Origin of the sequence: Muriicola sp. Z0-33 (assembly GCF_026126425.1) — a bacterium.
Lineage (GTDB): Bacteria > Bacteroidota > Bacteroidia > Flavobacteriales > Flavobacteriaceae > JAFMPW01.
This window is the reverse complement of record NZ_JAFMPW010000021.1, coordinates 20,806-31,343: the sequence shown is the minus strand read 5'-3', so window position 1 is coordinate 31,343 and position 10,538 is coordinate 20,806. Positions and strand designations below refer to the sequence as shown.

Here is a 10,538-nt window from a genome sequence, read left to right as displayed (position 1 = left end):
TATCAACAAGTGCCACAGTTCCTGCAGCAGCGTTAATCTCATCTATGGCAGCCTGTACATTGGTGGCTGTAAGTCCTGATGCGGTATTGTCATAATTTACCTCGGCAGCTGTCTGATCGTCTGTTCCTACTAAGCCAGATAGATCAACTGAAACCGAATTGCCATTTTCAATGTCGAGCGACAAGGTATTTGTTGCCGGATTAAAACTAAAATTTTGCAACTGCTGATCATCAGAAGATGTCAACTCCCAGGAATCTCCATCCCAAAAATAGATGGTGCCTGTATTGGTGTTAACATAAATATCACCGGTATCCGCCCCTGCCGGGGTGGTAAGTCCGGGAGCTGTCACGGCGGTACCGCTAAGCACTTCACAATTACACTGATCTTGTAATGTTACGGTCGTTTGCGAATAGGCAAACCCGGACATTAGAAAGAAGAGTAGTAGGATTCTCTTATTCATGGTAATGTGTTTAAATAACATTTGTTTAATCATGTTCACTAATTTTTGATCAACCTATCGCAATTCAATACAGCAATGCGCCGTACCGAATGCAAAAAGCTTAATCTTCCCTTAAATGATTATGGTTTATTACTTTACCGAAAAGAATATCGCGTGAAAAGGCGGATGTGAAGGTCCGTTTACTGCCACTGTTTACATCAAATGGCTGAAATATTAATAAGTCGGTCAAGTTATTCATAATCTGGGTTGGTATGAAACCAAATGTATCTATCTCTAAATCAATCGGTTTATTACACCATACAAAATTAACTTTATACCTCCCATTGGAAAATAAATGTTGTAAAACGGGTAATTAGTACTGTATAGGTGTCAAAAGTTGAGGTATTCATCGAAAAAACCTCATTTTATTAGGAAAATTCGTTGATCGATCATCTCAATAACAGCAATACTTACCGCGGGCTATAAGTAGGAAAAATCCTTAATTTTGTCTCTTATTTTTGACATTTAGAAACACCTAATTTTTATTCACTCTATAGGTGATTTTTCGGTTGGTAATTACCGTATTTACCCGGACATTTAGGGTAGCAATATTAGAAGTTAGGGAAGTACAGATATATAGCGTATTTGAAACAATAACACGGTATTGATTTCCATCTTCCCCATTTGTTACATTGCTGATTGTTAAAGTGTTAGTAGATGTTCCGCTATAAATTCCAACATCGGACAAATCTACCCAACTACTGCCGTTGTACCATTGCCACTGATAGGTATCGGCATTGGAAGTTACTACCAAAAAAGTAGCGTCACATCCAAGACAGGCGATGGTATCTGCTGGTTGTGTACTAATTACAGGGGACAAAGCTGCCTCTCTGTAATCAAAAGTACTATTGGTATCTACATCCGCAGGTACCGGATAAGTAGCAGCACTCACTCTACCTAAGGCATCGGTAGCGGGCGGATTACCCGTATCGTAATACTCGTTATCTCCCCCGTCTGCATTGGGGTCTCCATAGGCCTCATTGGCGTCACTACAGCCGTCATTATCGCTATCTGTATCCAAATAATCCGGTGGGTCATCACTATCCGAATCTAATATCGTATAATTGATATTCCCACTTTCTGCGACGGTTTCAACAACATCTGCCAATCCGTTGGCACCATAAACTCCGTCAACCACCCCATTAGTATGCGCCTGTCCATGACCTGCTTCTACTGCATCGTAAATTCCGTCATTATCACTGTCCAAATCCAGGTGATTAGCGATGCCATCAGAATCATTGTCTATTCCATAGGTTTCAGGACTTACAAAATTGGTAACACAATTAAATTCTATGCTATGTTGCCTGCCTCCTGCAGAAGCCCCTGCCACTCTGGCTACAGCACCTACACGTAAAGACATTTCAGATTTTGAATTATAATTCACGCTAAGATTTACCTCAGGGTCTATATTGCTAGATCCGGGATGATCTACAAAGCCTGCAGTTGCAATAACCCATGAGCCGTCGTTTGTAATTGTTAATTCTGTAGGGTTATCAATGGTATAACTGGAAGGGTTATCCACCCAGTTTTGCTCCCCATAATTGGCTCCCCCATCGATATCGTTAAAATTCATAAAGAATTTGGGTATAACGACTGGTGTTGAACCACCGGAAGTAACAAATTCAATTTTGTATTCCACATAAGCCTGGTCTCCAATATTAGGAAGGTTAAAGGCAGTTTGTGGTTTAAAATTAGCAGCTTCAGAACCATTATTATCAATATTAGCTACCGTTGCATTATAAATAAACTCAATGGTCACCAGGGCATCTGTACCTGTAGTCACATTAGCTATTCTGTAAACGGCGCCTTGCTGCAGGGCCGTACCCGACTCCAGTGATGCTGCGGCACTAAAATCCATAGCCGTATCTCCTCCACATGCGGGCTGATTATTGTTAACCAAGATTCCTAATTCGTCATCGTCCGGGATACCATCATTATCGTCATCTAGATCTATATTATCTGCCACTGTATCGTTATCTGAATCCGGATATACAGTAATATAAATTGTTGCCGTATCTTCCTCTGAGGTAAAAGTACAATCAGCATTGTCTCTCATGGTATAGGTAAACTGATCATTACCAAAAAAGTTAGGATCTGGAGTATATGTTACGGTACCATCACCATTAAGGACGGAAGTACCATTGCCTGGTTGAGTTACCGAAATCACTTCCATGGGCTCCCCTTCGGGGTCCGTATCGGCCCCATTACCATTGTCTATCAAAGGATCAATTGTTACATTGCTATTTTCCACAACAGTAACATATTCGTTGGTTGCCGTTGGAGGCTCGTTGGCTGAATCCGGGAAGATATCAACGAGATTTATACTACCGTTAAAATAATCTATGGGTCTTAATTGCTGTCGCACTACCACTCTTCCTGATGCGGTTCTGGGATAGGCCACTTCTACAACTATAGGTACAAGGGGTCCACTGGGTAAACCAAAATGAATCTCCCCCGGGGCCTGGGTACCATGACCATAACCTCCATTTACTTCTCTGGTCCCGGAAATTACGTTGCCATCACAGTCCAGAATTTTTGAAGTAGCACCGACACCAAAACGTTCTTCAGTACCTGTTAACCCCAGCGCATCCCTGTCTTCCTGTATATTTATGTAGATATGATTGGATCGCGACAAAGGACCCAGATTGTTGATATACAACCTGTTATTCCCCGATCTGTTTACATAAAGATCCAAATCCCCATCCTGGTCTATATCTACAAATGTACATCCTTCTCCAGGGGTCGAAAGAAATGTTAGGCCCGAATCCACAAAAGACATAGGCCCCCCGCCATTATTGATCTGGTTATAATACATTTTACCGGTATTACTTCCGGTGAGGAAAATATCAATATCCCCGTCGTTATCCACATCCCCGCAAGCAAGGCCTTCAATCTGCCCTGAAAAATTTATTGGAATACCCGTTGCTGCTCCTAAGGCAGTCCAAGTACCATCACCGTTGTTTCTATGTATTTGATTATTGCCATTCTCTGTCCAATAGAGGTCAAAGTCGCCGTCGTTGTCAAAATCGTAGAAAGCTACAGCCCCTTTATTGCTATTATTCGCCTGGTCTATATCCACGCCATTTTGAAAAATACCACCAAGATTGGTAAATAGATCTACCTGGTCTCGCTTTCGAACCACGATATCTACCCATCCATCATCGTTAAAATCGGTGGCCGAACCGTAATCCCCGTCCGTGGCATCTTGTACCAATCCTAGTGGCCAGGTGGTTGGATCCCCCACATTGTAAGGTGGGTTGGGGCTATCTGCCTTTCTGGTAACATGGGTAAAAAAACCATTCCCATCATTTTGCAAGATATCTATCCCGTAGTTATGGTTGTCTATAAACAGGTCCAGATCTCCATCCCCGTCATAATCAAGGGCGCCAGCACCTTCAGTATTCATACCATCGGTCAGAGATGTAAAGCGTTGATTTGGAGCGGTACCTCCTAACCCATTTCCAAATCTGTTGGTTGCTGGGTCTTGCAGGTAAATTCTAACATCATTGTGCTTATTTCTGAAAATATCAGGGTAACCATCATTATTGAAGTCGACAAACAAGGCGGTACGTTCCAGATTACCTCCACTGAAGTCAGGCGCAAGAGCAGCGGTCTGATCGGAAAAACTTCCACCGTCATTTCGCAAAAGATATCCACTGCCATTCCGGTTTATGACAAGATCAAAATCTCCATCCAGATCATAATCGGCCCAGGCATGTCCCCCATCTTTGGTTCCTCCAATATTTAAGCCGTAGGCCGCTGCGCTTTCTGTAAACGTAGTCTGGGCAGAGCCGCTTATAGAGATAAGGAAGCATAAGGGAATAAGCCATTTAAGGCCTCCCGTAAAATGAAAAAAGTTATTGCTTGCACCCATGCCTAACAAGAATTATTATAGGTATATCAAATTCTCATAGGTTCTCTTATAACAAATATTGGGATTTATGATGGAGTGCTAAAACTAATGTTGTGAAGCCGCCAAAATGCGTTATCTAGGGAAACAAAGATGTTGTCTTTGACTGTAAATAATTCAAAATGAGTGATTTAAAACTCATTTTTGTACGTAAAATACTACCTTAATCGCAAACGTATCTACTAATTATTTACCCTATAGGTTATTCTTCTATTGGTGATAATAGTCCTGATTTTAATGATACTAAAAGGGGAGAATTCCGAGGTGGTATTGGCCAGGGTGGCGGTTGCTGTCAAATGATTACCTAATGATACCCCGGGGGCAAGTGCAATACTGAACTCAAATTGATTGGTATTATCGGTATTCCCATCCAAATCTGTATATACAGAACTGCCTGCATCCAAATCAGAGCCGCTTCCTTCAACCGCGGTGCCTATATAGGTCTGCCCCTCTCCGTAATCTGTGGTCATCCCTAATTGATTATCACCAAGGGTTGCCGTCCCCTGTTGTATATCAGTTAAAAAGAATTCAATGGTAGCTCCGGGTCTGGCCCAGCCTTTTAAGACCAAATTGCTTCCAGAGATATAGGCCCCGGAAATAATTGGGAAATTCACAGCTCCGTTAGGCCCACTATCAGCATCTCCATTGTCGTTCAGTGTTACTCCGTCCCCAATGTTATCAGTAGGGTCCAAATCTATTCCCAGGGCATCAGAAGCGGTACCATTGGCGTAGATAGCATTCTGAGATATTAAGTTCCCCGAGGTACTTCCGCCGGCTAAAACAATGCCTGCGCCTCCATTAGAGAATATGATATTATTACTTATTGATGAATTACTACCATCTAACAATATACCAGCATTTTCGATATTACCACTGCAACTCCCTCCATCTTGTCCGGAGGTAGTTATGGTATTTTCCGAAATCACTACAGCCCCTGAGATACCATCACCATCTATTCCTAGTGAAGCAGCAGTCTCTATGAGGTTTTGTTGTATTACTATTCCCGATCCAGCATCTATGGTAATATTATCATCACATGCGGTATTCCCATTGGCTGCAAGATGATTGTTTTGAATCACTGTTGAAGTTCCTCCGTTTATTCTAATACCTGCCGCTGTATTGGTCGCAATATAATTACCGTCTGTTACCACGGTACCACCAGTCATCTCCACTCCATAATCTATATTTCCGGCATTGGCACCGAGCGCATTTACACCCAATAAATTGTTAGTAATTGTTGCAGAGCCACTATCTATTCTAATACCAGCATTACTATTTCCATATACAGAGACATTCCTAATGGTTACCGCATTGCCCTGTAAGAGCAAGACGTCTCCTCCATCTCTGTGTAGTTGAATTTCCGGTAATGAGTAGTTGGGTAAGGTAATTGAAGAGGTACCTACTGCAGTACCTCCGGAACCTACCGTACCCGAATTGGTATCACCGGAATAGGCGGTCTGTGTTCTGCCGTCTATTATTGTATTAGCTCCTGTAATTGAGGTTAGAGGACTCCCATTAGATATGGAAATATCAAAATAACCGCTGCCAAAATTAGCATCTGCAGCTCTTCCCAGTACATCTCCGGTTGGTGGAATCATAAATACTGAGGTGTCTTCTCCTGCTGCAGGATCAAATATCCCATTGGCCTCAATATCCAGGCCGGTCTCATCTATATTGTTGGCATTGACAATAAACTGTTCCAGTGAACCTTGCCCATCTTCATTAGTATTTACAATAGTATTAAAGTTAAATCCAAAGTCTAACCCGGCAACACCTTCATTGTTTATTGTTACAGAAGCCAGAGTTTGTGCACCAGCAAGAACACCTGCAGTGGTATCTGTGGCCGCCGTATTTGCGCCTCCCACTTCATTAGGCCTTTCAACAAGGCTACTGGCAATATATTCGGTTTTAAAAGTCTGCACAGCTAAGCAACTGCCGCAAGCACTACCACCAGGTCTGGAAGAATCAACACTGCTATTTACCACACGGACACTATATGTGCCATTAACCATCCCGGCAAATACATAAGTACCACTTGCATCCGTGGTTTGTGTATCTATCAAGGTGCCAACATTATCCCATAACTCCACGGTTGCACCGGAAACCCCAACGCCAGATGCGGCCGTATAATTTCGTCCTGCCCCTCCCCCGTAGTTTACATCTTCAAAGACCCTTCCGGTGATTAGATTAGAAGGTACTTTAAGGACTACGGCGTTCATGATCACATAATCCTGCCCTACATTAACCTGGGTAGTGGCAGAGGTTTCTCCCGGTAATATTAATGCGGACACATCATAAGTATCCAGATCTACTCCATGTGAGGCTGTATTATTCAGAATGGGCAGCGTTGTATTATCGAAATGTGTGGAGTTAAACGGATTGTTTGCTGAAATACCATCATTATCCCCGTCTCCCACCAAAAGGTTGGTCCCCGAAAGTGGAGTAGTAAATTGCAGGGATTCATTATTGGCTAAGGTCTGATCTCCTTCCCAGGATAAGGCGGTTGTTTTTGAACCCACCGATCCAATGGCATAAAAACCATTTAATGTAAATGTTGATGAGGAATTTTGATTCCCGTCAAAACCCTGATATAGATTAATTGTGGATGCCGGAAGACTGGTATCTGAATAAAATATCATTAAAGACCAACCGCCTAATACCACACTACTGCTACAATAAGAACCAGTATTGTCTATTGTTAAGCCCGAAAAATCATAAACGTTAGTAGATGGATTAGGAATTGCAGATACAAGACTGGTAACATCACTAAAAAGCCCATAAAAAGTAAGTCCAATTATTGAGGTGGTATAAGCAACTTCGGCGTTGACCGTACTTCCTTCAAAGGTCACCTGTGAGTCCATATTAGCGCCGGAATGCGACCAATAGAGATATGCGGCATCAATTGTAGCCCCTGCTGGAATTGGCGAGCTTAATGTATTGGAAGAAGAAGTAGTAATTGAACAAGAATTTACCGTATTTGGTTGCGTCCTTAAAGTACCTGCCGTAGACGTATAGTCCATATAACCGTCAAATTCCCTGAACAGGGTCAGCGGTGTATTACCCAATACTATCTCGTTGTCATTGATCGTGGCAGTCGCCGTGGCCGAAATATTCACAGCAGGATCTGAGGTAGCGGTAAACTGTATGGTAAATGTTTCTGCATTTTCAAAGGAAGTGTCATCTGTTAAGCTAACCACTATAGATTCTGTATCCCCAACCGTCCCGTTAAAACTTAAGGTGCCTCCAACAATAGCTGTATAATCACTTCCTGCCGTTGCCGTACCATCTACTGTCTGATAATTAACAGTAAACGGGCCAGAAGCATTTTGTCCTAAATGGGTAGCAGTAAAAGTGGCAGTTCCGTCATTCTCATTAACTGTGATATCGCTTATACCAATGGTGGGGCTCAGGGTGGCCGTAAAAAGAACATTATCTATAAAAATTGTTTCACTACTGCTCCAATTACCGCTGCCGGTAATAAATCGGATTGAAGATGCTGCTGACATTTCTGCTGCGGTTAGGTTATAATTTACAGAACCTGTACCTGCCAGGGTAGCTCTGGTATTATAACTACTGCCATCGAACAACTGTACCAGTATACTTTCATTACCATTGGTCCTTTGGTAATCTAGAGTTAAGGTGGCACTAACAGCTGAAGACAGGTCCAGACTCCTGGTGATGTATCTGCTGTCCAGGTTTTGGAAACGCAATTGACTCGAATTAATCAGTATTCTTCCTGCGGTAGGACTAGTAGTTTCATTGGTCTCTACCCAATCTCCTGAAAAATTCATGGATCCGTTGTTATTGGAGTAGGAAGTAGTGTTGAAATTATCCAGAAAGGTCTCCTGTCCGAAGGACAGAATTCCGGTTAACATCATGAAAATGAAAAGAAAACAATTCCTAGACCTGGCCTGTTTCATAGTTTGGGACTAAAGAATACCTAAAATACTCAATGAGCGTAAAAATAGTGGAAGGCATTCTTGAAGCACAATAAATGTTGTGTAAGTCTGACTATTCAAAGTGAATTAGCAGAATTTAGGGGTTAACTTTTAAGGAGGGGCTGTTTATTTGCCCAATTTATAACCTTTTATCGATCAGCAGCCAATGATAAAGGGATGACGAAGGTATTTAATAAAAGAATAGCAGCCCCGTCCCGGGCTGCTATATATCTAATTATGGGCTTGTATTTTTATTCCAGTATGATGAATTCAGATCTGCGGTTTAATTCATGTTCTATGGCCGAACATCTTACACCATCATCACATCTGTTAACAAGGCGTGTTTCCCCAAAGCCTTCTTTAGTTAGTCTGTCTGCAGCAATTCCCTTGGAAATCATATAATTCACAGTAGACTCTGCCCTTTTTTGGGATAACCAAAGGTTGTACTTGTCCCTACCCCTGCTATCTGTATGCGAATTGGCTTTAATCTTAAGACTCGGATACTTGTCCATTGCCGCTATGACCTTCTGTATTTCTACCTCGGCATCCGGTCTGATATTGTATTTGTCAAAATCGAAATAAATGGTACTCAGTTGCAATAATTTAGCCAGGTCATCCCCAAAACCTGCAGTAACTTTTTCTCTTTCAAGATAAAAATCCATTATACGAGGTTTTCCATCAGATTTCGTAAGGTATTCTTCTGCAGGCACATAGCCTTGCATCATTGCCCTGACAAAGTTACCCTGATTACAATCTAAGGTCAGTGTAAAATTCCCATCAGTATCTGTTATAGTAGATAATATTTCCTCGTTATTCTCATCGATCACTTTAACGGTTGCACCCACCAATAAGTCGTTGGAAATTTTGTCACGGACGGTTCCTGAAATTTGTTGTACACATTCAAATACCAGGGGTTTTGATTCTACAAAGCTATAAATGTCGTCAGAACCAAGCCCTCCATCACGGTTAGAAGCAAAATATCCTTTCCGGGTTTCCTCTGTAAAAACAAATGTAAAATCGTCTTTTTTACTATTTACCGGCCTACCTACATTGATTATTTTTTGGTCGTATTTCTGATCCTTAATTTTTGTCGCAAAAACATCGAGACCTCCCAGTCCTGGATGTCCATCCGAAGAGAAATACAAGATCTCCTCACTGGTTACATAAGGAAAGGTTTCCCGGGCTTCCGTATTAATGGTCCCACCCAGATTGGTTGGTGTACCAAAACTACCATCATCATTAATTGCGATTTTGTAAATATCGGACCCTCCTGAGGACCCTGGCATGTCTGAAGCAAAATACAGGGTCTTTTCATCCGGACTCAATGCAGGATGGGCTACAGAATAGCTGTCGCTGTTAAAAGGTAGTTCCTCCAGATTTTTCCATACACCATTATCCAATTGCGCCCGGAATATCTTTAAGCGTACAACTCCTTCTTCGTCCCTGACATATTTGTCATCAATAAAATTATTCCTTGTAAAATAGAGGGTATTTCCATCTTTGGTAGTGATGGAAGTAGATTCGTGCATTCTGGAATTTACATTGCCCATTTTCCTGACGGCGTTGTTGGAAGCACTGTCTATATTGACTTTAAACAAATCGAGGAAATCCTTGGAATTCCAGGTATGTCTGTACCGCGCCAGGTTTCCGGTATCCCGGTCTGAAGAAAAAAGTAAGCCTTGTTTATATAATGATGGCGCAAATTCTGAATATTGTGTATTGTACTCAAAGGGAGCTATATTGTATCGGCCGGAGTTTTTGTCAATTTCTGCCATATACTCCTTTTCCGATTTAAAAGTGACCGCTCTTTTATCTCCGCCATTAGTCATTTCGGTAAATTTTACCATGAGGTCATCTGCTCTCTGGTATTCTCCTAAAGATCTAGTGCACTGGCTGTATCTAAAAAAGTACTCTGGTCCTACTCCTTTATCATAATTCTCGATCAAAATCCCATATACCTCAGCCGCCTTCTGATAATCCGCATTAAAATAATAGGCATTCCCCAGTCTTTGTAATAAATCCTGGGTCATATAACCCTTGTCCAGCACCTTTTGATAGATATCAATTGCCGGGCTGAAGGAGTAGTTCTGATACTTTTCATTTCCTTTAGTCACTAATCTTTCCTGTGCTAAGGCATCTGCTCCGAAAGAAAGTAGTAAAATGACTAATAAAAGTATTCTTCTGTTCATTT

4 protein-coding genes are annotated in these 10,538 nt (G+C 41.8%); all 4 read right to left on the bottom strand.

What is annotated here, in order from left to right; translation table 11 throughout:
• Positions 1-460: hypothetical protein (locus tag J1G40_RS17705; RefSeq protein ID WP_265243997.1), on the bottom strand; the 460-nt coding region annotated here is incomplete at its 3' end.
• A gap of 514 nt (positions 461-974) precedes the next feature.
• Entirely contained in the window at positions 975-4,373 is a 3,399-nt protein-coding gene (locus J1G40_RS17700; RefSeq protein ID WP_265243996.1) for an FG-GAP-like repeat-containing protein, read from the bottom strand.
• 218 nt (positions 4,374-4,591) lie between these two features.
• Positions 4,592-8,329 carry a beta strand repeat-containing protein gene (locus tag J1G40_RS17695; RefSeq protein WP_265243995.1) on the bottom strand — a complete coding sequence of 1,246 codons (3,738 nt, stop codon included), beginning with the start codon at positions 8,327-8,329 and terminating at the stop codon, positions 4,592-4,594.
• Positions 8,330-8,598: 269 nt separating this feature from the next.
• Positions 8,599-10,536 carry an OmpA family protein gene (locus J1G40_RS17690; RefSeq protein WP_265243994.1) on the bottom strand — a complete coding sequence of 646 codons (1,938 nt, stop codon included), beginning with the start codon at positions 10,534-10,536 and terminating at the stop codon, positions 8,599-8,601.
• Positions 10,537-10,538 lie beyond the last annotated feature (2 nt).